Source organism: Cloacibacterium normanense (assembly GCF_003860565.1).
Taxonomy (GTDB): Bacteria; Bacteroidota; Bacteroidia; order Flavobacteriales; family Weeksellaceae; genus Cloacibacterium; species Cloacibacterium normanense.
Window position 1 is genome coordinate 1,510,364 of sequence record NZ_CP034157.1, and the last position, 25,675, is coordinate 1,536,038.

The 25,675-nt window shown below is 33.4% G+C and carries 28 protein-coding genes; 16 read left to right on the forward strand and 12 right to left on the reverse strand.

The features are described from left to right. Window positions 1-40: 40 nt before the first annotated feature. The 4 genes from EB819_RS06920 (at window position 41) to EB819_RS06935 (ending at window position 3,671) form a co-directional block, all read left to right on the forward strand. Complete coding sequence (locus EB819_RS06920; protein ID WP_069798071.1) at window positions 41-970, forward strand: ABC transporter ATP-binding protein; 930 nt, start codon at window positions 41-43, stop codon at window positions 968-970. A 63-nt stretch (window positions 971-1,033) separates the two neighbouring features. Continuing rightward, the gene (locus EB819_RS06925) at window positions 1,034-2,350 is read left to right on the forward strand and encodes an ABC transporter permease (protein ID WP_069798072.1); all 1,317 of its coding nucleotides are present in this window, start codon (window positions 1,034-1,036) and stop codon (window positions 2,348-2,350) included. A 134-nt stretch (window positions 2,351-2,484) separates the two neighbouring features. Next, window positions 2,485-3,294 (forward strand): HNH endonuclease, encoded by an 810-nt coding sequence (locus EB819_RS06930; protein ID WP_069798074.1) that lies wholly within the window; start codon window positions 2,485-2,487, stop codon window positions 3,292-3,294. 11 nt (window positions 3,295-3,305) lie between these two features. Next, a complete protein-coding gene (locus EB819_RS06935; protein WP_069798076.1) occupies window positions 3,306-3,671 on the forward strand; it encodes a DUF1304 domain-containing protein in 366 nt (121 codons plus the stop codon). A 58-nt stretch (window positions 3,672-3,729) separates the two neighbouring features. Here EB819_RS06935 and EB819_RS06940 read toward each other — a convergent pair whose 3' ends face one another. The 11 genes from EB819_RS06940 to erm form a co-directional block, all read right to left on the reverse strand. After that, complete coding sequence (locus tag EB819_RS06940; protein ID WP_069798078.1) at window positions 3,730-4,374, reverse strand: outer membrane beta-barrel protein; 645 nt, start codon at window positions 4,372-4,374, stop codon at window positions 3,730-3,732. 78 nt (window positions 4,375-4,452) lie between these two features. Next, window positions 4,453-5,325: a succinate--CoA ligase subunit alpha gene (sucD, locus tag EB819_RS06945; protein WP_069798080.1), complete on the reverse strand. Its 873-nt coding sequence runs from the start codon at window positions 5,323-5,325 to the stop codon at window positions 4,453-4,455. A 59-nt stretch (window positions 5,326-5,384) separates the two neighbouring features. After that, window positions 5,385-6,287 (reverse strand): UDP-3-O-(3-hydroxymyristoyl)glucosamine N-acyltransferase, encoded by a 903-nt coding sequence (locus EB819_RS06950; protein WP_069798082.1) that lies wholly within the window; start codon window positions 6,285-6,287, stop codon window positions 5,385-5,387. A gap of 71 nt (window positions 6,288-6,358) precedes the next feature. After that, window positions 6,359-6,922: an elongation factor P gene (gene efp, locus EB819_RS06955; RefSeq protein WP_069798084.1), complete on the reverse strand. Its 564-nt coding sequence runs from the start codon at window positions 6,920-6,922 to the stop codon at window positions 6,359-6,361. A 29-nt stretch (window positions 6,923-6,951) separates the two neighbouring features. Beyond that, window positions 6,952-7,740, reverse strand: coding sequence for an acyl-ACP--UDP-N-acetylglucosamine O-acyltransferase (gene lpxA, locus EB819_RS06960; protein WP_069798086.1), 789 nt, complete (start codon window positions 7,738-7,740; stop codon window positions 6,952-6,954). After that, window positions 7,737-9,137 carry a bifunctional UDP-3-O-[3-hydroxymyristoyl] N-acetylglucosamine deacetylase/3-hydroxyacyl-ACP dehydratase gene (locus EB819_RS06965; RefSeq protein WP_069798088.1) on the reverse strand — a complete coding sequence of 467 codons (1,401 nt, stop codon included), beginning with the start codon at window positions 9,135-9,137 and terminating at the stop codon, window positions 7,737-7,739. The genes lpxA and EB819_RS06965 overlap by 4 nt, the downstream gene beginning before the upstream one ends. After that, complete coding sequence (lpxD, locus tag EB819_RS06970) at window positions 9,130-10,164, reverse strand: UDP-3-O-(3-hydroxymyristoyl)glucosamine N-acyltransferase (RefSeq protein WP_069798090.1); 1,035 nt, start codon at window positions 10,162-10,164, stop codon at window positions 9,130-9,132. Before lpxD ends, EB819_RS06965 begins: the two co-directional genes overlap by 8 nt. A gap of 58 nt (window positions 10,165-10,222) precedes the next feature. Then, window positions 10,223-11,437: an HD domain-containing protein gene (locus EB819_RS06975; protein WP_069798092.1), complete on the reverse strand. Its 1,215-nt coding sequence runs from the start codon at window positions 11,435-11,437 to the stop codon at window positions 10,223-10,225. A gap of 583 nt (window positions 11,438-12,020) precedes the next feature. Beyond that, complete coding sequence (locus tag EB819_RS06980) at window positions 12,021-12,923, reverse strand: IS3 family transposase (RefSeq protein ID WP_069798746.1); 903 nt, start codon at window positions 12,921-12,923, stop codon at window positions 12,021-12,023. A gap of 2 nt (window positions 12,924-12,925) precedes the next feature. Continuing rightward, window positions 12,926-13,468 carry a helix-turn-helix domain-containing protein gene (locus EB819_RS06985; RefSeq protein WP_083250170.1) on the reverse strand — a complete coding sequence of 181 codons (543 nt, stop codon included), beginning with the start codon at window positions 13,466-13,468 and terminating at the stop codon, window positions 12,926-12,928. A 299-nt stretch (window positions 13,469-13,767) separates the two neighbouring features. Next, entirely contained in the window at window positions 13,768-14,568 is an 801-nt protein-coding gene (gene erm, locus EB819_RS06990; RefSeq protein ID WP_069797988.1) for a 23S ribosomal RNA methyltransferase Erm, read from the reverse strand. 258 nt (window positions 14,569-14,826) lie between these two features. Between erm and EB819_RS06995 the strand changes: the two genes are divergently transcribed. Next, window positions 14,827-15,261 carry a hypothetical protein gene (locus EB819_RS06995; RefSeq protein ID WP_069801000.1) on the forward strand — a complete coding sequence of 145 codons (435 nt, stop codon included), beginning with the start codon at window positions 14,827-14,829 and terminating at the stop codon, window positions 15,259-15,261. 223 nt (window positions 15,262-15,484) lie between these two features. Here the strand turns inward: EB819_RS06995 and EB819_RS07000 are convergent, their stop codons facing one another. Next, window positions 15,485-15,703, reverse strand: coding sequence for a hypothetical protein (locus EB819_RS07000; protein ID WP_069797538.1), 219 nt, complete (start codon window positions 15,701-15,703; stop codon window positions 15,485-15,487). Between the two features lie 190 nt (window positions 15,704-15,893). Between EB819_RS07000 and EB819_RS07005 the strand changes: the two genes are divergently transcribed. The 11 genes from EB819_RS07005 to EB819_RS07055 all read left to right on the forward strand — a co-directional run bounded on the left by EB819_RS07005 (window position 15,894) and on the right by EB819_RS07055 (window position 25,299). Then, entirely contained in the window at window positions 15,894-16,100 is a 207-nt protein-coding gene (locus EB819_RS07005; protein ID WP_069797536.1) for a hypothetical protein, read from the forward strand. Continuing rightward, window positions 16,097-16,591, forward strand: coding sequence for a peroxiredoxin family protein (locus EB819_RS07010; RefSeq protein ID WP_028123737.1), 495 nt, complete (start codon window positions 16,097-16,099; stop codon window positions 16,589-16,591). Before EB819_RS07005 ends, EB819_RS07010 begins: the two co-directional genes overlap by 4 nt. Window positions 16,592-16,598: 7 nt before the next feature. After that, entirely contained in the window at window positions 16,599-17,570 is a 972-nt protein-coding gene (gene msrA, locus EB819_RS12955) for a peptide-methionine (S)-S-oxide reductase MsrA (RefSeq protein WP_069797541.1), read from the forward strand. 46 nt (window positions 17,571-17,616) lie between these two features. Next, on the forward strand, window positions 17,617-18,336 hold the full coding sequence (locus EB819_RS07020) for a hypothetical protein (RefSeq protein WP_069797534.1): 720 nt from the start codon (window positions 17,617-17,619) through the stop codon (window positions 18,334-18,336). 2 nt (window positions 18,337-18,338) lie between these two features. Then, window positions 18,339-18,740 carry an OsmC family protein gene (locus tag EB819_RS07025; RefSeq protein WP_028123739.1) on the forward strand — a complete coding sequence of 134 codons (402 nt, stop codon included), beginning with the start codon at window positions 18,339-18,341 and terminating at the stop codon, window positions 18,738-18,740. 192 nt (window positions 18,741-18,932) lie between these two features. Next, window positions 18,933-20,720, forward strand: coding sequence for a UvrD-helicase domain-containing protein (locus EB819_RS07030; RefSeq protein ID WP_069797532.1), 1,788 nt, complete (start codon window positions 18,933-18,935; stop codon window positions 20,718-20,720). A 183-nt stretch (window positions 20,721-20,903) separates the two neighbouring features. Continuing rightward, on the forward strand, window positions 20,904-21,788 hold the full coding sequence (bla, locus tag EB819_RS07035) for a class A beta-lactamase (RefSeq protein WP_069797531.1): 885 nt from the start codon (window positions 20,904-20,906) through the stop codon (window positions 21,786-21,788). 1,054 nt (window positions 21,789-22,842) lie between these two features. After that, complete coding sequence (locus tag EB819_RS07040; RefSeq protein ID WP_069801002.1) at window positions 22,843-23,337, forward strand: hypothetical protein; 495 nt, start codon at window positions 22,843-22,845, stop codon at window positions 23,335-23,337. Between the two features lie 276 nt (window positions 23,338-23,613). Continuing rightward, window positions 23,614-24,006, forward strand: coding sequence for a hypothetical protein (locus EB819_RS07045; protein WP_069798685.1), 393 nt, complete (start codon window positions 23,614-23,616; stop codon window positions 24,004-24,006). A 5-nt stretch (window positions 24,007-24,011) separates the two neighbouring features. Continuing rightward, window positions 24,012-24,206 (forward strand): LapA family protein, encoded by a 195-nt coding sequence (locus EB819_RS07050; RefSeq protein WP_069798687.1) that lies wholly within the window; start codon window positions 24,012-24,014, stop codon window positions 24,204-24,206. A 13-nt stretch (window positions 24,207-24,219) separates the two neighbouring features. Continuing rightward, the gene (locus EB819_RS07055; RefSeq protein ID WP_069798690.1) at window positions 24,220-25,299 is read left to right on the forward strand and encodes a baeRF3 domain-containing protein; all 1,080 of its coding nucleotides are present in this window, start codon (window positions 24,220-24,222) and stop codon (window positions 25,297-25,299) included. Window positions 25,300-25,675 lie beyond the last annotated feature (376 nt).

A 25,675-nucleotide genomic window follows, 5' to 3' on the forward strand; every position in this document is an offset into this window, starting at 1 on the left:
TCCGTAATTTCGCAACTAATTCTTTAGAATTTAAACTATAATGCTACAAGCAAATCACGTTACCAAAACATATAGTACTGGAAAAAAAATTGCATTGCAAGATTTCAGCATTCACGTTCCTAAAGCTTCTGTTTATGGACTTCTTGGTCCAAATGGAGCCGGAAAAACCACTTTCATCAGAATTATCAACCAAATTACACAAGCAGATTCTGGCGAAGTTTTCATCAATGGAGAGAAACTAAATCCTCATCATATCAAAGATATCGGTTACATGCCGGAAGAAAGAGGTTTGTACAAAAACATGACTGTTGGAGACCAAATTCTCTATTTCGGAGCGCTCAAAGGAATGAAAAAGCAAGATGCACTATCTCAAGCGAAATATTGGTTTGACCGTTTAGAAATTGACCAATGGTGGAACAAAAAACTTTCTGAACTTTCTAAAGGAATGGCGCAGAAAATTCAGTTTGTGGTGACGGTTTTACATCAACCCAAACTATTAATTCTCGATGAGCCTTTTTCTGGATTTGACCCTGTAAATGCAAATTTAGTAAAAGACCAAATTCTTCAATTGAAAGAACAAGGAACCACCATCATTCTTTCTACTCACCGCATGGAAAGTGTAGAAGAACTTTGCGATAGTGTGGCTCTCATCAATAAATCCAGAAAAATTCTAGACGGAAAAGTCTTTGAAGTAAGAGAAAAATTCAAGCAAAATTTATTCAAAGTAGTTTTGTCTGATGTAAATGCTGAAAATTTAGAAAAGCTGAAAAACCAGTATCAATTGGTCAATATTCATGACCAACATGGTTTAATTTCATTTGACTTAAACTACAATGAAGACCAAAATCTTTTGCTCAATGATTTAATGAAAGCAGGAAAAATCAGAAGTTTTGACGAAAAAATCCCGAGCATGAATGAAGTATTTATTACAGCAGTAAGCTCTCCGCAATCAGCAATCAGCAGTTTATAATTATTAATTTTTCACAAAAAATATAAGGCAGAATGCGTATTGCAGAAAGCCCAAAGCAACAAAATGAAAAATATCTTCATCATAACCAAAAGAGAATTTTTAACACAGGTTAAAAAGAAATCTTTTATCATTCTCACGCTTTTAGCCCCAATTCTATTGATAGGTTTTGGTGCTTTAGTTGCTTTTATGCTGAAAGCGAATGAAACCGAATATACTTTTAATGTCATCGATAAAAGTGGTGTGTTTCAACAAAACATGAAAACGCCAAAAGATGTGAAGTTTATTTATCTGCCAGAATCTACAGAACAAGCTTTGACAAGTACGCTTCCAGAAATGGTAGACAATGTAGATGGACTGCTCATTATTCCCAAATTGCAAGACCAAAATTTTGAAAATTTACAAAAACAAACCCAACTTCTGGTCAATAAAAACATCGGTTTTGATGTGAAGCAAAACATCGCTTTTTCGATGTCTGAAGTCATTAAGAAAGAAAAAATCAAAAATCTAGGACTTACAGAAGCTCAAATCGAAAATATTGATAAAAACTTCGAAATCAACACCAAAAATGTGGTGGACAATAACAAACAAGATAGCACACTTGCTTTTGGGGTAAAATCTGGTTTGAGTATGGGATTAATGTATGTGACTTTTATGTTCATCATTATTTACGGAGTTCGTGTAATGCGCAGTGTTTTAGAGGAAAAAAACAACAGAGTGGTAGAAATCATCATCTCTTCTGTAAAACCTTTTGAACTGATGATGGGCAAAATTCTAGGGGTTACATTGGTCGCATTAACCCAATTTGCGATTTGGATTACCATGACCATTTTGGGCGCTATTTTCTTTAACCAAGGTTTTTCTAAAATTTCTGGAAATCTTCCTCAGCAAGAAGAAATTCCGTTGGATAAATTAGATATTCAAAGCGTTTTCGCAGAAATTTCTCATTCTCTGTTAGACATGAATTTCGGAATTATCATTTTTGTATTCATCGTTTTCTTTTTGTTGGGCTACATTTTTTACAGTTCTATGTATGCAGCGATAGGTTCTGCCGTAGACAATGAAACCGAAACCCAACAATTTACCATGATTGGCATTTTACCATTGATGCTGGGAATGTACGGAAGTTTTGGGCTAATCAATAATCCAGAAGGACCGATGGCGTTTTGGTTATCAATTATTCCGCTTACTTCACCAGTGGCGATGATTGCGAGAATTCCTTTTGGCGTTCCTGTTTGGCAAATTGCACTTTCTATTTTCTTATTGGTGATTTCTACGCTAGGAATGGTGTATTTGGCTGCCAAAATATACAGAGTAGGAATTTTAATGTACGGCAACAAAGCGACTTTTAAAGAACTTTGGAAATGGATTAGAACAAGCTAAACTCAGTGATGAGTGATGAGTTATGAGTTATAAATGATAAAATCGTTGCAGTGATGTGACGATTTTTTTGTTAAATTAGTTAAAGAAAAATTCTATTTTATAATTAAGAATTGAAACAATAATAAAATTCTAAAATGAAAACTTATTTATTCATTTGGAATCCCAAAAATTTTTATTGGGAATCCCTTGAACAAGATATTAAAGATGTTAATTTAAGAGAAAAAAGTTCTCAAAGATGGAGTTGTGGAAATACAAAATCAATTAAACCTGGTGATAGAATTTTTTTATTAAAACTTGGCACACAACCTAAAGGAATCATTGGATCGGGTTATGCAACAACTGAACCTTTTATAGAAGAGCATTGGAACGATAATAAAAAAAGTGCTTTATATATTGATATTGATTTTGAAATTTTGCTCAACCCAAATAAAGAAAAAATTTTAAGCCTAGAAATTTTACAAAACTCAAATAATTTATCAAAACAAAATTGGACACCTCAATCTTCTGGTATATCAATTAGAAATGAAATCGTTGATGAACTTGAAACTTTATGGTTTAATTTTCTAACAAGTGAAAATAAAAATAACAATCCTTTTATTCCATCAGAAAATGAAATTCAAAGAACATACACAGAAGGAAGTCCAAACCAAATTATTGTTACTAAATACGAAAGAAATCCTCATGCAAGAAAAGTTTGTATTTTACATCATGGGCTTTCTTGTATTGTTTGCGGTTTTAATTTTGAAAAAACTTATGGACAAATTGGAAAAGATTATATTCATGTTCATCATCTCAATCAAATATCAAATATTGGCGAAAAACATGAAATAAATCCATTAGAAGACTTAGTCCCAGTTTGTCCAAATTGTCATTCAATTATTCATAAGAGAAAAATTCCAATAACAATTGAAGAAATGAAAGAAATTATAAAAAATAGAATTTAAAATTTTAATATATGCAAATTCTCTCTACCATTTTAGTCGCATTAGTAGCCCTAGAACATCTTTACATTTTATATATGGAGATGTTTGCTTGGGAAACTTTGGGCAAGAAAACTTTCAAAGGTTCTTTGCCAAATGAACTCTTTAAACCTACCAAAAAATTAGCCGCCAATCAAGGTTTGTATAATGGATTTTTGGCATCAGGTTTAATTTGGAGCTTTTTTATAGAAAATCCGGAATGGCAAAAGAATATTCAACTGTTCTTTTTGGGATGCGTCATTGTGGCGGGAATTTATGGTGCACTTTCTGCTTCTAGAAAAATATTTTTTGTACAAGCATTACCAGCGATTTTAGCTTTGATTTTTGTACTTTTAAGATAAAACAAAAAACCTCAAGGAATGTTTCTTGAGGTTTTTTTAATATTTTAAATTTTTAATTTTAATCAAAAATATAGGTAATTCCTGCGCTTAAAACGTGTTGTCTTTTGGTAGAATTGGTAGCGCCATCTTGTGGTTCTTTTCCCATTAAATCTGGTAAATTATTGCTTACTCCAAAATCAAATCTTCCTACAATTTCTAATTTTCTTTTGTAGCTAAATCCTAAACCTGCAGAAATGGCTAAATCAAAAGCTGCTGCTTTACCAAATTCTTCTACATTATAGATACTTCTGGAAGGATTTTCCACTTTTTGACTGAGTAAAAAACCGAATCTAGGTCCTAATTGGCCAAAAAATTCTGATTCTGCCTCAGAAAAATAAGCTTTAAAATAAACAGGAACACTCAGATAATTATTCGCGTAAACGGTTTCTCCGTCCCCTTTTTCACCTGCACTTAAATATTCTACTTGTGGCTGCAAATAAAACATATCATCTCCCCCAATTGGAATGATTGCCAATGCTCCTCCGTAAAACGAAATTCTAGAAGAAGAAGGGTTGTGTGCATTTTGAATTCTTGAATACGTAGGTCCTGCAATGAGACCAAATCTGGTAGAAGAAAAATCTACTTGCGAAAAAATAGGGGTAAAAATGAAGCCCACAGAAATGATCAATAATTTCTGAAGCCAAGTGTTAACATTTGTTTTCATTGTGTTTTATTTAAATAAAAACTTCATAATAAAGATTATTATGAAGTTTAAAATATTTGTAATATCAAAGATAATGATTTATCCTAATACTTTAGCAATAGTTTTACCGATATCAGCTGGAGAAGCTACTACGTTGATTCCGCATTCTTCCATGATTTGCATTTTTGCTTGAGCCGTATCTTCAGCACCACCTACAATTGCACCAGCGTGTCCCATAGTTCTACCTTTAGGAGCAGTTTGACCAGCGATGAAACCTACTACTGGTTTTTTAGAACCAGAATCTCTGTACCATCTTGCTGCTTCAGCTTCTAGAGAACCACCAATTTCACCAATCATCACTACAGCATCAGTTTCTGGGTCGTTGATAAATAATTCTAAAGCTTCTTTGGTAGTTGTTCCGATGATTGGGTCACCACCAATACCAATTGCTGTAGAAACACCGAAACCAGCTCTTACCACTTGGTCTGCAGCTTCGTAAGTTAAAGTACCTGATTTAGAAACAATACCTACTCTACCTTTTTTGAAAACAAAACCTGGCATAATACCGATTTTAGCTTCGTCTGAAGTGATAATTCCTGGGCAGTTAGGACCGATTAATCTAGCACCTTTATCTTTAATATATTCTTTTACTTTTACCATATCAGCTACCGGAATTCCTTCTGTAATACAAACAATTACTTTAATTCCAGCTTCTGCAGCTTCCATTACAGCATCTGCAGCAAATGCAGGTGGTACAAAAATAATAGAAACATTAGCTCCTGCTTTAGCAACTGCGTCTGCAACAGTGTTGAAAACTGGCTTGCCAAGATGTTCAGTTCCTCCTTTTCCTGGAGTTACACCACCTACTACGTTGGTTCCGTATTCAATCATTTGAGTTGCGTGGAAAGTTCCTTCGTTTCCTGTAAATCCTTGTACGATTACCTTTGAATCTTTATTTACTAATACTGACATGATTTATTTTTTAATTTTTGTAAAAATACTATTTTTATGATTTCACACAAAGTAAAGACCTATAAATTTTTTAATTTGACTTCTTTTTTTAGATACTCTCTAAATTCTTCAGCTAAGCTACCGAAATAAGTTTTGCCTCCTTCTAAGTCTCTGTTCACTCCAGTTTTACCTAAAAGTACCGCTCCTTTTCCTACTCTTTTGCCAGAAGCCATACCAACTTGTCCCCAAACTTGTACATCATCTTCTATGATACAACAGCCTGCAATCATTGCTCCAGAAGCTACTAAAGTTCTTTCGCCAAGTACAGTATCGTGACCTATTTGGATTAAATTATCAAGTTTTGAGCCTTTTTTGATAATCGTAGAATCTGTAACACCACGGTCTATACAACAGTTTACCCCGATTTCTACCTCATCTTCTAAAATCACATTTCCTACGGAAAGCATTTTTCTGTAACCTTCGGCATTTTTGTTGTAATAGAACGCATCACCTCCTAAAACGGTTCCTGCCTGAATGATACAATTATTGCCAATGACTGTTCTGTCACCTATAACTACATTCGGGAAAATCATACAATTATCCCCTATTTTCACATCATTTCCGATGATTACAGAAGGGTGAATTTTACAATTTTCGCCAATAGAAACATTGTTTCCCGTGGTTTCAAAAGTCTGAATACCTGTAAAATGGTCGTTGATTTTATTAAAGTCTCTGAAAGGATCATCAGAAACCAAAAGTGCTTTTCCTTCTGGACAAGCTACTTCTTTGTCTATCAAAATAATGGTCGCTTCGGAATGAAGCGCTTTGTCATAATATTTAGGATGATTGACAAAGACTATTTCTCCTTTTTTTACGCGATGAATTTCATTGGTTCCAAAAATTTGAAAATTTTCGTCGCCTACATATTTCGCACCGATGAGTTCGGCAATGGTTTTAAGGGTTTGTGGAGATTTGAAAGTCATATTTTATAGAGATACGAGATACGAGATACGAGATACGAGAAAAACTCGCAACTCGTTTCCCATTTCTCAAATTATTTTACTCTTTCTAGGTAAGAACCGTCTTCTGTGTTTACTTTAATTTTGTCACCAGCTTCAATGAAAAGTGGAACCAAAACTCTAGCGCCCGTTTCTACGATGGCGTTTTTAAGTGCATTCGTTGCAGTGTTTCCTTTTACACCTGGATCTGCTTCTATTACTTCTAGGTAAACAGTTGGTGGAATTTCAGCAGAAAGTGGAGTTTCATCTGCTTCTTTCATAATGATGGTTACTTCTTCACCAGCTTTCATGAATTGAGCGTTTTCAATCATTTCTTTGTTCAAATACATTTGAGAGAAATCTTCATTATTCATGAAATGGAAACCATTCTCATCATCATATAAATATTGAAATTTACGAGTAATTACTTTTACTTCGTCTATTTTATGACCTGCAGAAAAAGTATTATCAATTACTTTTCCATTGGTTACAGATTTAAGTTTAGTTCTTACGAAAGCAGGACCTTTTCCTGGTTTTACGTGTAAAAATTCGATTACTTTATAAATGTCATTGCTGAATTCTATACAAAGACCTTTTTTAATATCATTACTTGTTGCCATTAATATTTATTATTTTTTAAAATATGTTTTTATTCTTTTCCTGTTCCGTATCCTTTTACAATTCCACGAGGTGAATTTTTGATAAATTCTAAAATCTCATCTCTTTCTTCCGTAGGTGGCATTTCGTTTTCGATGAATCTTGTTGCTTGAGAAACATTCATTTTAGATTGAAAAAGATATTTGTAGATTTTTTGAATTTCAAAAATTCTATCATTACTGAAACCTCTTCTTCTTAATCCCACAGAATTAATTCCTGCATAAGACATAGGTTCTCTCGCTACTTTTACATAAGGTGGAATATCTTTTCTTACGAGTGTTCCTCCAGAAATCATCACATGTTTGCCGATTTTACCAAACTGGTGCACCGCAGAAAGACCTCCCATTACAGTGAAATCTCCTATTTCTACGTGTCCTGCTATTCCGCAACCGTTTACAATGATGACATGATTTCCTAGAACACAGTCGTGAGCGATGTGAGAAGTAGCCATAATAAGGCAATCATTCCCTACTTTGGTATAGCCTAATGCTTTGGTTCCTCTGTTAACGGTTACACATTCTCTGATGGTAGTATTGTCTCCAATAATGGTCAATGTTTGTTCACCATCAAATTTCAAATCTTGTGGAATTGCAGAAATTACCGTTCCGGGAAAAATTCTACAGTTTTTACCAATTCTTGCACCATCCATAATGGTAACATTGGGACCAATCCAAGTTCCTTCTCCTATTTCTACGTCTGCAGCAATGGTGGTAAAAGGTTCTATGGTAACATCTTTGCCAATTTTGGCACGTCTGTCTACAGCGGCTAATTGATGAATCATGAGTCTAATTTGGTTTTAGCAACTTGAGCCATCAATTCTGCTTCTACTACTACGCTATCTCCTACGTAACCGTAACCTTGCATATGAACAATGCCTCTTCTTATAGGTTCTATTAGTTCTATTTTAAAAATAAGGGTATCTCCAGGAATTACTTTTTTCTTGAACTTTACCTTATCTATTTTTACAAAATAAGTGGAATAATTTTCTGGGTCTGGAACATTTGCCAAGACTAAAATACCTCCAGCTTGAGCCATCGCTTCGATTTGTAAAACACCAGGCATCACTGGTTCTTTAGGGAAATGACCTACAAAGAAAGGTTCATTCATCGAAACATTTTTAAGACCTACCACATGAGATTCTGACAATTCTAAAATCTTATCAATCAATAAAAATGGTGGTCTATGTGGTAAAAGACGCATAATCCCGTTAATATCAAAAACAGGTTCTGCTTTTAAATCAAAATCTGGCACGTTTTTCTTTTTTTGTAATTTCCACTGTCTGTTTAGTTTTTTCGCAAATTGTGTATTCACGAAATGTCCAGGTTTAGTAGCAATTACTTTTCCTTTAATTTTTACACCTGTTAATGCTAAATCGCCGATTACATCTAGCAATTTATGACGCGCGGCTTCATTAGGATAATTAAGGGTAAGATTATCTAAAACACCATTTGGTCTGATGGTAACTTCTTCTTTACCGAAAGCTTTTTTGAGTTTTTCAGCGGTTTCAGGAGTTAATTCTTTGTCTACATAAACAATAGCGTTAGAAATATCGCCTCCTTTAATAAGACCACTGTCTAAAAGCATTTCTAGTTCGTGCAAGAAACTGAAAGTTCTCGCTGAAGAAATTTCATCTTTAAAATCTGTAATATTTTTAAGAGAAGCATTCTGAGTTCCTAATATTTTAGTCCCGAAATCTACCATTGTAGTAATTTCGTAGTTTTCAGAAGGAATAATGGTAATTTCTGAGCCTGTATTAGGGTCTACATAGTTCATCACTTCTTTGATGACTAAATATTCTCTGTTTTGGTCTTGTTCTACCACTCCAGCTTCTTCTATTGCTTCTACGAAAAATTTAGAAGAACCATCCATAATTGGTGCTTCTGCACTGTTCATTTCTAAGATAGCATTATCAATATCCATTCCTACTAAAGCAGCCAATAAATGCTCACAAGTATGGATTTTAACTCCTAATTTTTCTAACGTAGTCCCTCTTTCTGTAGTCGTTACATAATTTACATCTGCTTCTACTTGAGGATTACCTTCTAAGTCTGTTCTTACAAATACAAAACCTGTATTTTCTTTAGCAGGTTTCATGGTAAGGTTTACTTGTCTTCCTGTGTGAAGTCCAATCCCAGAAAGTGATACTTCTTTACCTAAAGTCTTCTGTTTTTCACTCATTAGTATTTTCTTTTGAGTTTTTTTCTAGATTATTTATTCGTTCAACAATTTCAGGGAATTTTCTGAAAAGTACATAGCTTCTTCTGTAATCACCAGCATTGAAAGCAGGGGTTCCGAAGAGTGTTTCGCCGTCTTGTACATCTCTATTTATTCCGCTCTGAGCTTGTACTCTAATCTGGTTACCTATTTTGAGATGACCAGCAACACCAGTTTGTCCGCCAATCATATTCCAATCTCCTATAACGGTAGAACCAGCAATACCAGCTTGTGCTGCGATAACGTTATTTTTACCAATTTTCACGTTATGAGCAATCTGAATCAGATTATCTATTTTGGTTCCTTCACCAATAACAGTAGAACCGATAGTTCCTCTGTCTATACTGCAATTAGAACCAATTTCTACATTATTTTCTATAACTACATTCCCTAATTGTGGGATTTTTTGATAGCCATCTTTCGTTGGTTGAAAACCGAAACCATCACTTCCTACCACTGTATTAGAATGAATGATGCAATTATCACCAATCACACAGTAATCATAAATTCTAGCACCGCTATAAATAATAGAGTTTTCGCCAATTTTTACATTTTTTCCGATGTAAACTTGAGGGAAAATCTGTGTTCCGTTACCGATTTTTGATTTATCTGAGATATAAGAATGTGCACCCACGTAGACATTCTCGCCTATTGTAGCGCTGTCTGCAATGGTAGAAGGTTGTTCAATTCCTGATTTTTTTTCTTCTCTCATCTGTTGATAGAGATTCATTAAAACCTGAAAAGCCAAATAAGCGTCTTCTACTACAATAAGTGTAGGTTTATAGTTTTCTTCTTTAACAAATTTTCCAGAAACAATGATAACAGAGGCTTCTGAAAGTGAAATAAATTCTGCAAATTTTTCTTGAGAAACAAAAGAGAGTTGACCATTTTGCGCATTCTCTATGGGCGAAACACCTGTAATTGAGGCATTTTCGTCTCCCAAGATTTTTCCATTGATAAAACTTGCAATTTGAGCTGCAGTAAATTCCATATCGTGCAAAGATACGAAAATCTTATTACACTCATACAATTTTTAGTTTTTTGAAAACTTAAATTTCTCTAGGGAAAAACAGAATGTTTTTGGTGGTTGGTTGGTTGATATGCGCTGATAGAATTTGAGTTTCTGCGTCTTCCAACTTTATCTTTCTTCCGTCTCTTTTGAGCAAAAAAATCGGTTGTTTTTGATTATCATAAGGTAGCAAAGTTCTGCTGATTTGTTCCACCAACTGATCCCCGTTTTCGATGCCAAATTTCTGATTGGCTCGTTCTATTTTTTCTAAAATTTCTGATTCTTCAAATTTTTGAGAAGAAAATACCGTTTTTGGGAATTTTCTCTGAACCACCGCTTTACAGAAATAACTCAACACAAAATCATCCGCATTTTGCCAAGTTTTTATTGCGCTCAGTACATCTGTATCATCCAGTTGTGTAAAACGATTCACATCTTCTTCTGTCGCTTTTTCGAAATCAGTTTTGTACAAGAAATATTTTAAATTTCCGTAAGCTTCCACTTGTTTTCCTTCAGAAATGAGCTGTTTTGCTCTGCTCAAGATTTTGACTAAAAGATGTTCTGCCAAAGCCGAAGTTTTATGATAGTAAACCTGCCAATACATAAACATTCTTGCCGTGAGGAAATTTTCAATAGAATAAACCCCTTTTTCATCAATCAGAAGTTCATCATCTTTTACATTCATCATCGAAATAATTCTCTGCGTGTTCACACTTCCTTCTGAAACTCCCGTAAAGAAACTGTCTCGCTTCAAATAATCTAATCTATCTACATCTAACTGCGAAGTAATCAATTGGTTAAAGAATTTACGATGGTATTTTCCTTGAAACATTTCTATCGCCAAATCTAACTCACCATTAAACTCATCATTCAATTTTTTCATCAATAAAATCGAGAGTTTCTCGTGATGCCAATCTTCCATCAAAAGACTTTCTAAAGCGTGAGAATACGGACCATGACCTACATCGTGCAATAAAATAGCGAGAAGCGCCGCTTTTTCTTCTTCGTCTGAAATTTTTACATTTTTCAGTTTCAAAGTTTCTAGCGCTGTAAACATGAGATGCATTGCACCTAAAGCATGATGAAATCTGGTATGAGTAGCTCCCGGAAAAACTAAACTCAACAATCCTGTTTGAGAAATTCTGCGCAATCTCTGAAAATAACGATGCTCTAACACATCATACAAAATTTCGTAAGGAATTTTTATAAAACCATGAACTGGGTCGTTGATAATTTTGAGTTTATTGGTGCTCATTTGTATAGATAAATGATGATTGATAAATGATTTTTCAAATTTACGGAAATTTAGTTTAACAGATTTTTAATTCATCTCATGCTTTACGACTTCTTCTGTCACAAAAAATAAAATAAGTTTTTTAGTTATAAAATTTAGAGTTCTTACAATAGAAGTTTTACACCATTTTTTCCGCATTGTCTGTTTATGGTTTTTCTACCTTTTTTTGTCTTTTTTGAGACATTTGTTCGAATCAAGTTCGAATCAAGTTCGAATCAGCTTCGGAAAAAGGGTACTTTTTGCGAACAAAACTCGAGTTTGACTGCCACTTGATTCAACTCAAACCCTTATTTGTTTTCTTCAAAACGCCATATAAAGTTCTGGTATAATAAGAAGCAAGTATCTTGCCTTTGTCCTGCAAGTAAAATGCAAGCAGACATTAACTACCCTTTCCTTTGACTTTCCTTTGACTTTCCTTTGACATTGCTTTGGGTAGGGTTTGTGTCTGTGTCGTCCTAAAATTGTGTCGTCCTAAAATAACTATACAGGTTATTTAATAAATCCTATTTTAGTTATACAAATATAATTCTTAATCCTAAATTTACTATACCATTGTTTTTTTATCATTAAATTTTTTATTGTATTTTTTCCATCTTTTCTTTAATTGTTCAGATTTTAGATGGGCTTGATGAGGGGTTAAATAATCACAACTTGCATGAGGCCTGAGTTGGTTATATGACAAAATGCTTGCATTCACCTGTCTCTTCGTTTGTTCAAAACCTAATGCGCTTGTATAAAGATTAAATTCTTTCTTTATAATGCCATTTACTCTTTCTGCTAATGCGTTTTCATAAGGATTACCATTTTCTGTCATACTGATGGCAATATTATTTTTTAATAATAAATCTACATAATTCTGGGAACAGTATTGCGAACCTCTATCGGAATGATGTATGAGAGGATGATGATACAATCGATTATGAAGTGCCATTTTCAAAGCATCAATACATCCTTCTGCCGATAGGTCTTGACGAAAACTGTAGCCCATAATTTTTCGAGAATAGGCATCGGTAATTAAACTCAAATAGCCCCATTGATGGGTTAATCGGATATAGGTAATATCACTTACCCATACTTGTTCTGGCCGATTTATGACCATTCCTTTGATGAGATTACTGTATTTTCGCATCCAATGTCTTGAATCTGTTGTTATGACTTTACGTTTCCGTTTTCTAATCAACAATTGATGCGCTGCCAATAAATCAAATAAATAGTCTCTGCCAAAACTGATGGCATGAGATTTTAGTTGATTTTGAAGCATATAGTGTAGTTTACGGGTCCCTACTTGTGGCAGATCCCGACGAATAGTACGAACTTCTTGAAGGATTATGTCTTCTTTTATCAGACTGTTTTCTTTTCGCCAAAGCCCATCGTAATAGGCATGTCTTGTTTTGCCAAACAATCTACACAAGAACCCTATTCCCAATTTAGGATAGAATTCTTTCATTGTTATGACTGCTTGGCACCAGACTTTTTTCTAATATCTATTTTGAGCTGTTCTTCGGCTACATCAATAAGCGTATTGAGGGCTTTAATTTTAAGCTCCGCTTCTTTTAATGCTTTCTCCAAAGACTCTTTTTCTGGTTCTTTCCTAGGTGTGGTTTTATTTCCCATTATAGAACTATTTCCAATACAAAGTTCGACTTTTTCTGATTTGTACTGTGTTATCCAATTACGAATTACTTTGTCTGTCTTTATGTTATAGGCTATCTTGGCTTCTTGTATCGTTAATAGACCTTGTTCTATCGCTGTAACTATTGTACGTTTTTCTAGTCCTGTGTACGTTCGACGTTTCAAATTTTCTAGGTAGTTAGGCGAACCAAAATCTCGCATCCAACTATCTAAGGTGGATTGGCCTAAATTATAGAGCCGAATCGCCTCCTTTCTCGGTAATCCTGATTCTACCTCTTGAACAATTTGTTTTTTTAATCGTTTGTCGTAATGACTCTGTTTACTCTCGCGAGCTAAAAATCTCTCTTCTTTTGATTGCATATACTCTATTTTTGTGTATAGCTATTTCAGGACAAGACAAATAACTATACAACCGTTTAGTTATATTTTAAATTGCGCATTTTGTGTAGATTATAAAAATAGAGCGCAATAAATTCTAACCATCTCTATACGAAATACGAAACAAAATTTACGCAAAAAACACTGAATATATAGCATGCAGGCAAAATTTATCAAAAAATTTGCACTTTCGCAAAACTTTCGTATATTTGGGTGTTGTGCGTCAGCTTAAAAGACAAGACCCCGATAATGGAAATACCACCTTAATATAAAAGAATTGATTATGAAGGGTGGAACTTTTCAGGAACAACTTTCAGCATTTCAAAAAAACAATCTTCCCATTGACTTGGAGATAGATTCACGATTTTTAAGTTCAAATTAATCCCAAATTTTTCGGAAATCTCATTAACCTGACTTTTTCTGAATATTAATTTTAAAGCCGTTCTGACAGGTAAATTAGGTTTTTGTAACAGAAAGGATAGAAAATTTAAATATTTGACTTTCTGATTAAAATCAATATGTAAAGATTTTCGTTCAATTTTAAGAAAAGCAGACTTAACAGTTGGAGGAGGTATAAAACTATTAGGATTTATTTCGTAAACTATCTTCAAACTATAAAATGTATGATATAGGATAGTGTAAGGATTAAAGATTTTGTCTGCAAATAACTTTTTAGCAGGTTCTAATTGCAGGAAAATTGAACCGCCCTGAAAACTTTCCATATTTTCAAACATCAATATTTTTAAAATTTCTGATGTTATACCAAATGGTATGTTAGAAACAACCTTAAACGAAAAATTAGGAATTTTATAATTTCTGAAATCACATCCAAAAACTTGAATGTTTTGAGTTTGTTTAAATTTGTGTTTTAGATGCGTTATTAACTCAAAATCATTCTCAATCGCAATGACTAATTTTGCTTTTTGTAGTAGATGTACAGTTAGAAATCCTTTTCCTGCACCAATATCTAAGACCGTATCGTTTTGATTAATTCTTGATTGTTTAATTGCATCTTCAATTAGCACTTTGTCAATTGTAAAGTGCTGACCCGTATATCTTACAGGCAATCTATTTTTATTCATTATGACTTCTTACAGGTGAATAATTGACTGCAAAATTAGTAACTTTGCTCCAATTTACAATAAGAAGATGAAAAAAATAAAAGCCGAACGCACAACATCGTATATAAAACATTTGGCAGTCAGTGCGTTATCGAGCATTTCAACCCGTGTCAAAAGTGCTTGTAACTTGACAGGAAAGTGCTTCGAAGTGCCAAACGTTTCATATACGTAACCGTTAGCTGTAACCCGTTTTGACCGACCGTTATAAAATAATATAAAATGGAAATCCGATTTATTTTTGACAAAAAAGAAGTAATTAGTGAATTAGTTGAGCTAAAATCAAAATATAACTTTGATGACAGAAATGGTCTTAACTATATAATCGTTGGTGAGCATTGGAGTGAGATTGAAGATGAACACCGCCTAATTTATCAAATTGAGCGTATTCTAAATATTGATTTGTCTTTACTTGATTATTGGAATCCAAAAGTTTTTGAAAAAGAGTTGAAAATTGACGATGTTCAAAAAGTTCTCGAAAATTTGAAAAATAAAATAGAACAGAACCCAAATTTCTATGAAAAAATAAATTATGGATTTAATTTAAAAGAAAATTATTTTAGAAGTCAATTTTTAAGTGATGTATCTTTTTTAATTGAACGTATGAATTTAAACAAAACAAACGGAGCTCAAAAAGTAAGTTACGAAACTGAATAACAAAGCTAAAATATTCGGGCTACAGCTAACAAGGGTTTGGCGCAATGGCGGGTTAAGGATAAAATTGAAAGTTTCGGCTTTCTATTCCGCAAAAGCCAATTGAATTGACTTTTTTCTTAAATTTAATCAATTAATTGGCTTTTGCTTACTGTGTCGCTAAATTGAAACTTTTCGCTTCAATTTCCGCCACTGACGCCAAGCCCCGAAACGTTAGCAGAAATAGTTACAAACCTTCGCTAACTATTTTAACTGGAGTAAAAAAAATATGTTTAATAAAGTGGTCGTCAGCTACAGAACCACTTATTCCGAAGGTTGCTTGCACGCCTTCCGAAAATTTCACAGTTATTTTCGTTTCTTCAATTTTTGTAGGAAATCCTTTTCCTAAAAAAGGGTGGTAAATTGGAGTTTCCAATGTTATTTTCTTTAAATCTTTTTGTTCCATTTTTTTTGAATTTTATATTGAAAACTACTTCTGCTAACATCGGTTTGGTTTCAGCGGTGTCGAATGTTATCAGTAGTACTATTTGTTGTTTAATTTAATTTTTGTGTTTATACTCTGTTTCCGCTTCTAATCACCGCCGAAAACCAAGCCGTTTAACGTTAGTGGCAATGCCAAGCCAAAACAAGGAACAATGAAACCTGAATTGAAAAGGATAAGAAAAGTAGAATATGATATAGATCCAAATAGATACGAATTACGTAGTGGAAGCGAAACAAATGCTCCATTGTGTCCATATGGAAACATTTACAAATGGGTAGTATTTGACTTAAAAGCAAATGAATATGTTAGATTTGCGAAATCTGTGTTTAAATTACTTATAAATAAAAATGGTAAATGAATAATAAAAAATATGGTATAGAGGGATTTGATGCCCCAGAACTGGAAAAATTTAAATGGATTGATGCAAATGGAAAAGATACTGAACCTATACAATTATCTAATTTTAAAGGAAAGTTTATTGTTTTGTATTGTTTTCAAAGTTGGTGTCCTGGCTGTCATAAAATAGGCTTGCCTTCGTTACAACAAATGGTCACTGCATTAAAAAACAACCAAGCTATTAAATTCTTTGCTATTCAATCAGTGTTTGAAGGTAAAAATCAAAATACTTTTGAAAAGCTAAAAGAAACACAAAAGCAGTATAAGTTGGAAATTCCTTTTGGACAAGATGAAGGAGATGAAAGCACGCAAAATATTTCAACAGTAATGTATCATTATAGAACAGGAGGAACTCCTTGGTTTATTTTTATAAACCAAGAAGGAAAAGTAGTATTCAATGATTTTCATTTGAATACCGAAAAAGCAATTGAATTTTTACAAACAATTAAATAAATTTTATATGCAAAAATGGATAGATGTAATAAGATTAGCCAATAATGGCAATCTTAACCCAGACCAAAGAATAGAAAAATCGGAAGAGGAATGGAAATCACTTCTTACCGAAGAACAATTTTACGTAACTCGTAAAAAAGGAACAGAAAGAGCTCATAGCTCCGAAATGTGCAATTTGTTTGAACCCGGCAAATATGCCTGTGTTTGTTGTAACACTGTACTTTTTGACAGCGAAGAAAAATTTCAAAGTGGAACTGGGTGGCCTAGTTTTACACAGCCGATAAAAGAGAATACAATCAATTATATCAAAGATGTTACGTTTGGTATGTATCGAATAGAGACAACTTGTAGCACTTGTGATGCTCATTTAGGTCACGTGTTTCAAGATGGTCCTATGCCAAGTGGATTGAGATTTTGCATAAATGCTGTTGCTCTGAAAAAAGTAAAATCTGATGAGAAAAAAGTTACATTTGGTGGTGGTTGTTTTTGGTGCACAGAAGCTATGTTTCAGCAATTAAAAGGAGTTGTAAATGTAGAGAGTGGTTATAGTGGTGGTGAAATTATAAATCCTACATATAGAGAAGTCTGTTCTGGAACTACTGGTCACGCTGAAGTAATTGAAATTACTTATTTACCTTCTGAAATTAGCTTTGAAGATTTAGTGAAAATCCATTTAACTACTCACAATCCTACGACTATAAATAAACAAGGTGCTGATAGAGGAACACAATATCGTAGCATTATTTTTTACAGAACAGACGATGAAAAAATGCAAGCATTAAAGGTCATTGAAGATGTTCAATCTGCCTACGATGATATGATAGTAACAGAAGTGAAAATGTTTGAACATTTCCATAAGGCAGAAGCCAATCACCAAGACTATTACAATCGCAATAGCGAAACTGGTTATTGTATGGCAGTAATAAATCCAAAATTAGCAAAATTAAAATCTCTTTATCAGGATAAACTAAAGAAATAATGGACGAAGACATAAATTTTTAATGAAGCAATTTAAAAAATAAAGAATGAAAAATAGTCTTGATAAAAATGCAAAATGGCTCTTGCTTTTTGGTATTTTATTAACATTTTTATTTCCATTACTACTTCCATTGCTCAATAAAACAGGCATTGGTAATTTTGGCGTTGTTGGCGATGCGATTGGCGGTATAACAAATCCTATTTCTCAACTCATTGGCTCTATACTTCTATATTTAGCGTTAAAAGCTCAACTTTCAGCAAATGGCATAGTGCAAAATCAAATAGAAAAAGACAATATAAAGGAAGAACAACAACACAAAACAGAACAAATACGGACTTTTTATTCTTTCTTTCAAGAAACAATAAAAAATTTCAGTTATGAGTTTTCTGATGCAAATGGAAAACAACTGTTGTATGGAAAAAGAGCCATAAAATGTTTCTTAAATGATTTGGAACAAATGAAAGTAGATATTCATAATACAGATGATGTACTTATGTATGATGGAGTAAGAGAATTATTAAGTATTTTGAAAAGTGCAGAAGAATTATTCAATCGCATTGATACTATTTCTTCAAAATCACAACATATTTTATTTTATAGAAATCTTTTGCAACACGAATTATTATTCAATATTTTTCCTTATCAAGACCTTGATGACGATATTAATATTAAAACTGGAAAATGCACTATTTGTGCAGATGCACATTCATATTATCCTCCTATTATATTTGATAAAATTAAACTTTTAGAATCTAAATTTATATAAAAATGGCAACAGTAATTAAAATTAAAAACATTGAAGAAGGCTTCCAAAGTATTATCACTAATGGTAAGCACACCATTATTGGTGACGAACCTATCACAAGTAAAGGAACAGATTTAGGTTTAGCACCCTCAGAACTTGTTTTAAGCGGTTTGGCAATGTGCAAAGTCGGAACTGTCCGTTTTATTGCTCGCAAAAACAACTGGGAGATAGAGAATGTAACAGCCGAACTAGTGCAAGAAGTAGCAAGAGGGGAAGGAGGGCTAAAAACCACTATTCAAATTAAAATGATTATTGAAGGTAATCTTTCCGAAGAGCAGAAAGAAGAATTGATAAAACAAGCCGACCGTTGTTATATCCACCGTTTGTTAAATAGCGAATGGGATATAATGCCTATAACGCTTTAAATCAAATGCACTGCCACTAACAAGGTATTGCCAAAAGCGGGGCTGAAGGAATTCTAATCAACTTTTCTGTAATATTTGAACTGCGGTATTTCTATTGAAGTTCTGTGCAAAAAAATCCCCGCCTTCGGCAATACCCAAACCGTTATAGCCAATGCTAAAAGACGACCCGACACAGAATGACAGTTACAGAAAATGGAGTTAACGAAAGAACAATATGATATCATCAACTCGACTGGAAACATCAAAATAAATGCTGTTGCCGGGTCTGGGAAAACTACGACCGTAATTGAATACGCCAAGACAAGACCATCGACAAGTAAAATTCTTTATTTAGCTTTCAACAAATCCGTAAAGCTTGAAGCAGCCAAAAAATTTGCCGACAAAGGACTTAATAATGTGAAAGTTGAGACAGCACATTCTTTGGCTTATCGACACATTGTATTTAAAAATGGATACAAAGTAAGACCACAAGGTTACAAGACAAATGAAATTGCCGAACTTCTAAATCTGCAAGGCAACGGAGAAAAGCATACGGAATATGTCATTGCCAATCACATTAACAAGTTCATTGCCTATTTCTGCAACAGCGCCAAGCAAAAAGTTCAAGACTTAAATTATCTTGACACAGTAACAGACCCAAAAGCAAAAACTTTTGTTTCATCATTTTACGACTATATCGTTTCTCAATCACGACTTTTATTATGCAAAATGGACAAAGGAGAAATCGAAATCACCCACGACTTCTACCTTAAAAAATTCCAACTTTCAAACCCAAAACTTGACTACGATTACATACTTTTTGACGAAGGACAAGACGCATCTCCTGCAATGCTTGATGTGTTCTTTAATCAAAAAGCGACCAAAGTAATCGTTGGCGACACACACCAACAAATTTACGGGTGGCGATTTGCGGTAAACTCGTTAGAAAAAGCCGACTTTAAAACCTATCATCTTTCGACAAGCTTTCGATTTAGTCAAGACATTGCAAATCTTGCAATGGAAGTTTTAAAATTCAAAAAGCACCTTGACGAACACCAAACCATTCCTATCACAGGAAAAGGCAACAGCAAAGAAATTAAAACCAAAGCTGTTCTTGCAAGAACCAATCTCGGTCTTTTACTAAAAGCAATAGAATATGTAACTGAAAAGAAAAAGGTAAAACAGATTTACTTTGAAGGTAACATCAACTCATATACATACGCAGACGAAGGTGCTTCCCTTTATGATGTTCTAAATCTTTACAACGAAAAGCATCACTTAATTAAGGACAAACTAATCAAGGCTATGAAAGACCTTGACGAGTTAGAAGATTATATTGAAAAGACAGAAGATGTTCAGCTTGCAATGATGGTTGAAATAGTTAAAGAGTATGGAAATAAAATTCCTGACATCATAAAAGCCATTAAAGAAAAACACGTTGACAATGATGACAAAGAAAAGGCAGAAATGATTTTCTCGACAGTTCATCGTTGCAAAGGAATGGAGTATGATGCCATTCAACTTGTAAATGACTTTATTTCTGAAGAAAAATTACAGAAATTGAAAGAAGATAAGAAAGCCGAAGAAATCAACGCCACAAAACTAAATGAAGAAATCAATTTGCTTTATGTTGCTGTCACTCGGACAAAAAATAGTATTCATATTCCCGAACCTTTAATGCCTTCTGAATTTCCAAAATCATCACAAATTCACGTTATGAAAGTTGTGAGTGAAGAAGAAAAGGAACAGCAAAGAAAAGAAGAATTGAAACAAAAAACCGACAAGGCAGAAAGCAAAACAGAAAAAGCTTATTCGGTTGAAGAAGTGAGAACCAAACATAAGGACGCATACAAACCGTGGACACCTGAACTTGACAACGAACTAACAGTAATGTATTGTGAAGGAGTAAATGTAAAAGATATGGCTAAACATTTCGGTCGGACAAGGGGTGCAATAACATCAAGAATTAAAAAACTAGAACTTGAAGAACTTTACGGATAAACAGAAAATAACAGGAAGCACTGGCTATAACAGGCGTTTGGCTCAATGGCGGGTTAAGTGGTTAATTGAACATTCTACCTCGCATCAACTTTTGTGGTGTATTGACAGTTTTGAGCTCCGAAATCCGCCACTGCGCCAAGCGCCAAACCGTTAGCTGACATTTTATAAACCAAACGTATCAAAATGAACTTACCAAAACTGATTTCAATTTTAGTTATTTTTCTAATTATCAACTCTTGTGCTACGAAAAACAATGAAAACGAACTAAAAAATAAAATTGAAAAAATCATCTCAACCGAAAATGGTGACTTTGGTGTCTCCATCATTGACGAAAATAATAATATCGTTGAAATTAATGGTAAAAAACATTATCCTTTATTAAGCACTTTCAAATTTCCAATTGCTTTGACAATCCTACACAAAGTTGAAAAAAGAGAACTTTCAATGCAACAACAAATCTTCATCAAAAAAGAAGATTTGCTAGAAAATACTTGGAGTCCATTTAAAGAAAAACACCCAGATGGAAACATCTCAATTTCATTAGAAGAAGCAATTAATTGGATGATTGTTTACAGTGATAATAATCTAACTGATATTTTATTACGCTTATTAGGCGGAACTGAAACAGTACAAAAATTTATTGATGACGAAAATTTTGTCATAAAAAACAATGAAGATGAAATGCACAGAGATTGGAATTCTCAATTTATAAATAAATCAACACCAAATTCATTTGCCCAACTTTTGAAGAAATTTTCCGAAGGAAAAATATTAAACTCTGAAAATACTAAATGGCTATATCAATCTATGGTTAAAAGTGAAACAGGTGTAAAACGATTAAAAGGAAAACTACCAAATGTTAAAATTGCGCAGAGAGCAGGAACTTCTTTCACAAATGACGAAGGAATTACAGGCGCGATAAACAATGTAGGAATTATGGAGCTTCCAAATAATCAAAAAATTTATATTGCTGTATTCGTCCACAATACTTCCGAAGAATTCAGTAAAGGAGAGGAAATAATTGCTGATATTGCTAAAACCACCTATGAATTTTACACAAAAAAATAAAAACGTCAGCTAACAGTGTATTTGCAAAAGGCGGGGTTGAATATATTTTGTGAAAATAAGTTAGCAGCATCCGCAAAATATTTTTCCACTTCCCGTTTTTTTGTAATTTAGTCAGTGGAAAAAACATTTTGCTCAAGGTGGTTTTTCTTCCGACTTTTTGTTCAAAGTAGCCCGCCCTTCGCAAATACTTTTTCCGATGTGGTCGAAATCCGCTCCGCTACTTCCGACCACATCGACTCGGCGGCTCACACCGCCTGATGTGCTCTCCGCTTCGCGGACTTCGCACATCATGCGCTTTTGCAAAATTTTCTCATGGAAGCAAAGCTTCCTGTGAAAACTTCGCAAAGCCGCCGAGTCGTTGGCTGCAATAAAAACCAAGTTTGCGTTTTAAGAGTCTAATTATTCTGAAAATCAATACATTAAAAATTTTTTAAATCATAAAATTGGAAATCTGAGAAAAATTCTGCAAAGTTTTTACTGAAAAAATAATTTCATGAAAAGCAAGCTTAAAATTGAAATTTTTGAAAAAAAATTAGAAAAATACTGGACAATTTTCTGCAAAATTTTGCGCCTAAAGTCTTTTGATTGAAAATTAAAAGATAATCAAGAAAGTTTTAAATGTTTGTGCTAAACTTCATGCAGAAAGTCTTTTTATTGGAAAAGTTTCTGATAATCAAGAAAATTTAAAAATTTGCGCTAAACTTCATGCAAAAGTCATTTCTTTGAAAAAGTCGCATCCGTAGAAAATGCTAAATGTTTGGACTTTCCGGAACGCTAAATTCCTACTCTACTCTGCGTAAAAAATTTTACTGCAGCCAACAATGTATTTGCAAAAAGCGGGGTTGAATTCATAATTTGAGAATTCAGTCTTTTTTTGTCGCAAAAATCTTTTTCGTTTTCCAAAAATTAACTAAGTTTGAAAAAAGAAAAAAGTTTTTGCTTTTTGCGGTAATTGTTGAAAATTTAGGAGATTTTTGCCCGCTCTTCGCAAATACTCACTCGTTATGCACAATTTTACCACAGAAGCGAGTAAGAAACTTCATACTTTATTTTAATGCAAAGGATAAGTCAAATTATCGGAATTTCAATTGGAGTAATTTTAATTTTAACTGTTTTAGTTTCTACACTATTTAAGCAGAATATCAATGTGCCCGAAATCAAAAGTGAAAAAGGAAAAATTATTCATATTGAAAGATTCAAACCTAAAAACAAATGGAGTATTTCTTATAATATTAGGCTTCAAAATGACAACCGATTATTAAAAATATTACCAGAATATTATGAATGTTTTGACTTTGAAAATTTCAAAAGAGAAATAACTATTGGACAAGAAATTGAATTCAAAATCGACCCTAATAAGGGAATTAGAACTACTGAAAACATAGTTTCTATCACTAAAGATGGAAAAGAATATCTTAATATTAACTGCATAAATCAGAAAATAAAAAAAGACAAAATACAATTACCATTAATTTTATTTGGCTTAATAAGTTTATTGACTTTAATCTATTTTGTACAAAAAAGAATAAAAAATAAAAACTGTGCATAACATCGCATTGGCAAAATGGCGGGTTAAGTGCAAAATAGAAACTTTCTGCATATTTAGCCGCCGAATGTGTTCCACATTCAGCTTTTTTTAATAATTTAGCTTCTGTGGAAACACATCGTCTACGTCACTGCTAAATTGAACTTTTAGCCCAATTTATCCGCCACTTCGCCAATGCGTTTCCCGTTGTAGGCAATGCGCTCACGACACGCCAAAAAAATGAAGCAATTATACAAGCCATAAAAAACAACTATATTTGAATCTAAAATAAACAAAGTTATGACAGTAAAAACATTAAAATTATCAGCATTTGTTATTGCAACAACCTTATTAACTTCTTGTTCGCACAGAATGGTGGGAACTTGGACAGTACAACGCTATGAAACGACAACACCAGGACAACAAGGCGTGGCATTAAGCAACATTGGAACTATGCAATTTAAAGGAAACGGAAGTGGCGAAAAAAATCTAAACTATTCCGTTCTCGGTATTCAAAGAGACGATAAACTACCATTTAACTGGACTTGGAACGACGGAAAATATATTTCAATAGAAAGTAACGGTTCTGATTTTTCTAAAACTTGGATTATTATGACCAACAAAAAGAAATTCCAAAAATGGAAATCAACCGATGGCACAAATAACGTGCAGATTATTGAACTTAAAAAATAAATCAAATGAAAAATGTCTCAACTCGTCAAATCATTGACATCGTTTTACTTATTGTACTTTTAATTTTCATTGGTCAAAATCTTGAAAGTGTAAAGGTAAAATTTATTGCATTTGGCTTTGAAATGCCCTTAGTCATTCTCATAGCCATCGTATTTTTCATTGGATATTACACCGCAAAAGCATTTAACAAAAACAAATAAAATAAACAATAGTATGGCATTAAAAGAACAGCTACAAAAATTAGCAACCGAAAAAAACACACCTTGTGTAACCATTTCTTTAAACACACATCGTGCACATCCAGACAATGCAAAAGATGAAGTACTTTTAAAAAATCTTCTAAAAGAAGCAGAAGATAGAGTAATTGCAGAATTTGGAAAACGACCAGTAGCTTCACTTTTAGAAAAATTAGAAAGCATTTCCGCAGAAATCGACGTAAATTATAACTTAGATAGTTTACACCTATTTCTATCAAACGATACAAAAGAAATTGTAAAATCAAGCTGGAAAACTAACAACGAAGGAGTACATATTTCTGACAGCTTTGCGGTTCGTCCCATCATCAAATCATTCAACAGAAGCGAAAGCTATTTAGTAATGTTGCTTTCTCAAAGTGGTGTACAATTGTACGAAGCTTTGAATGATGAAATTATTGCCGAAGTTAGAAATGATGATTTTCCGTTTTCAGAAAACCGTCATTATAACACACATTCCGACAAAGGAAGCGACCCGAAACATTTAGACGATTTGGTGCGAGAATTTTTAAACAAAGTAGATAAAGCTTTGGTAAAAGTTCACAATGAAACTGACTTAAATTGTGTTGTAATCTGCACAGAAGACAATTATAGTAGACTACAACAAGTGGCAGACAAACCATCGGTATATCTTGGTTACACAGCTATTGATTATAACAACACCGCTACACACCAAATAGCAAAACAATCGTGGGAAACCATTCAAGGTTTGCAACATCAACGCAGAACAAATGCCATTCTAGAAATGAAAGAAGCAGTTGCACAAGGTAAAGTACTTACGGATTTGCAAGAAATTTATCAAGCATCTATTGACGGACGTGGCGAACTTTTGATTGTTCACCAAGATTTTTCCCAAGCTGTCTTAATAAAAGACGAAAGAACTTTTGACATTATAGACGATGCAACAACGCCTAATGCAATAGACGACATTACTAGCAACATAGCTTGGGAAGTAATTTCTAAAAAAGGTAAAGTGTTTTTCACAACACAAGATGAATTAAAAGACCTTGGAAAGATAGTGCTGAAAACAAGATACTAAAATAGCACTGCCTACAACATAGTATTTGCAAAAGGCGGGGTTGAATATATAATAGAAAAACCCGATGCATTCAGTCGCAACTTGCTTTTCATATTGTATTTTTTTGTAATTTAACAATCTGAAAAAGCAATTTGCTTCGTTTGGTCGAAATTGAACTTTCAGTTAAATTTAGCCCGCCCTTCGCAAATACTTTTTCCGTTATGTGATATGGCATCAAAAATCACGCTCCGAAATAAACTCCACGATTTTGAGTGAATAAAAAAGAAACTGAATCCAGACCAAAAATGCGTGAAAACAAGGTCTGAATTCATTTTCAAACATGACTGACTGAATAAAATTCGGACTTGACTTAAAAAACTGATTTCTGACACCATAT